Genomic DNA, 2,110 nt, shown 5'->3' with positions numbered 1-2,110 from the left:
GTGAGGACCCCTAGCCCATCCAGTGCTCTACCCCCTGGGGTATTCGGTCGACGCTCTACCTAAATAGATTTCGCGGAGAACCAGCTATTTCCGAGTTTGATTGGCCTTTCACCCCTAGCCACAAGTCATCCCGAACTATTGCAACAGTTATGGGTTCGGTCCTCCAGTAAGTGTTACCTTACCTTCAACCTGCTCATGGCTAGATCACTCGGTTTCGGGTCTAATGCGACGAACTGAACGCCCTATTCAGACTCGCTTTCGCTGCGCCTACACCTAGCGGTTTAAGCTTGCTCGTCACACTAAGTCGCTGACCCATTATACAAAAGGTACGTGGTCACCCAGGACGAACCTTGGGCTTCCACTGTTTGTAGGCAATCGGTTTCAGGTACTCTTTCACTCCCCTTGTCGGGGTGCTTTTCACCTTTCCCTCACGGTACTAGTTCGCTATCGGTCATGCACGAGTACTTAGGCTTGGAGGGTGGTCCCCCCAATTTCAGACAGGATTTCACGTGTCCCGCCTTACTCGAGGACGATTGATTGCATTACGCGTACGGGGCTGTCACCCACTATGGCCCTACTTTCCAGAAGGTTCCGCTTGTCTCTCAATCGCCACTGGCCTGGTCCGGGTTCGCTCGCCACTACTTCCGGAGTCTCGGTTGATGTCCTTTCCTACGGGTACTTAGATGTTTCAGTTCCCCGCGTTCGCCACTTTACCCCTATGTATTCAGGGTAAGTTACCTATTATCGATACTTGGAAACCACAGCAGCAAGTCACCCTGCTGCTCTGATTTTCCAAGTACCTTAGGTGGGTTTCCCCATTCGGAAATCTACGGATCAAAGGGTATTCGCACCTCCCCGTAGCTTATCGCAGCGTATCACGTCCTTCATCGCCTGTGCATGCCAAGGCATCCACCAATTGCCCTTAAGACACTTGATCGTTCTCATTGCCAATGCCCATCCGMGCAATCCGAAGGATTGTCGCTTCAGCCTYSCCCTTGCGRGGTTRGCGTCCGCGCAATYCCCAAGGRATTGTCGCCTGRAYCARATCCTGTGCGGGATCCAATTCGATGTCATTGGCACAAAAAGACCAGCTTCTCGAGATCGGTTCGAGGGTGCGGTTAGGCAAACCCATCATATGCAAGGGATTGAGCGTCCCCGGCGACAAATCATGAGACCTTTCGGCTCATGAAGTTCGAACAAATCTTCTCTTTACGATGTCAAACAGAACAAGCGGCGAGCTAGTTGCTCACCACAAACCTTTATACGAATGACTTTTCCCTTCATCTCTACTCGACACCCTTCCTTCCGGAGAAGAAAGTGGTGGAGCCGGACGGGATCGAACCGACGACATCCTGCTTGCAAAGCAGGCGCTCTCCCAGCTGAGCTACGGCCCCTGATTGTTGTCCCCATATCGCCATCAAGACGATGGCGGATATCAATGAGATGGGAAGCTAGCTTCCATCTGAGATGGTGGGCCTGGGAGGACTTGAACCTCCGACCTCACGCTTATCAAGCGCGCGCTCTAACCAACTGAGCTACAAGCCCTAAAGACCGCGCTCTGCCAGTAACGAGCTGGTGACCTCGAGGCAAAGCCTCGCAAGGCCGACCGGCCGTCGCGGCTTATGCCGCGCCCTCGCGGAGCGCCAGCAGCCCAAAGGGCTGCGGTACGGCGCGCGAGCGCTGATCCAAAGTCATTCGCTGAAGAAAGAGAAACGAAGGCGGCAGACCCGCTTAAGGTATGCGCGACGGTAAGAGTGACTCTCTTCCGTCTTGTTCCAAGAGAACTGAAAGGCAGAGGCTCATCATCTCCCATCCGAAGATGAGCGATTAAGCGTTTCCATTAGAGTTCTTCCTTAGAAAGGAGGTGATCCAGCCGCAGGTTCCCCTACGGCTACCTTGTTACGACTTCACCCCAGTCGCTGACCCTACCGTGGTCGCCTGCCTCCTTGCGGTTAGCACAGCGCCTTCGGGTAAAACCAACTCCCATGGTGTGACGGGCGGTGTGTACAAGGCCCGGGAACGTATTCACCGCGGCATGCTGATCCGCGATTACTAGCGATTCCAACTTCATGCACTCGAGTTGCAGAGTGCAATCCGAACTGAGATGGCT

At 54.0% G+C, this 2,110-nt stretch carries 2 tRNA genes and 2 rRNA genes; all 4 read right to left on the bottom strand.

From position 1 onward, the window contains the following. A 23S ribosomal RNA gene (locus AC1DX0_RS35060) occupies positions 1-937 on the bottom strand; the annotation flags it as partial. A 381-nt stretch (positions 938-1,318) separates the two neighbouring features. Further along, positions 1,319-1,394: transfer RNA gene (locus tag AC1DX0_RS35055), tRNA-Ala, on the bottom strand. Positions 1,395-1,468: 74 nt separating this feature from the next. Next, positions 1,469-1,545, bottom strand: a tRNA-Ile gene (locus AC1DX0_RS35050). Positions 1,546-1,857: 312 nt separating this feature from the next. Then, positions 1,858-2,110 (bottom strand): 16S ribosomal RNA (locus AC1DX0_RS35045); the annotation flags it as partial.

The organism is Mesorhizobium sp. P3_A9 (assembly GCF_056402975.1).
This window is presented reverse-complemented; position numbering and strand designations above follow the sequence as displayed.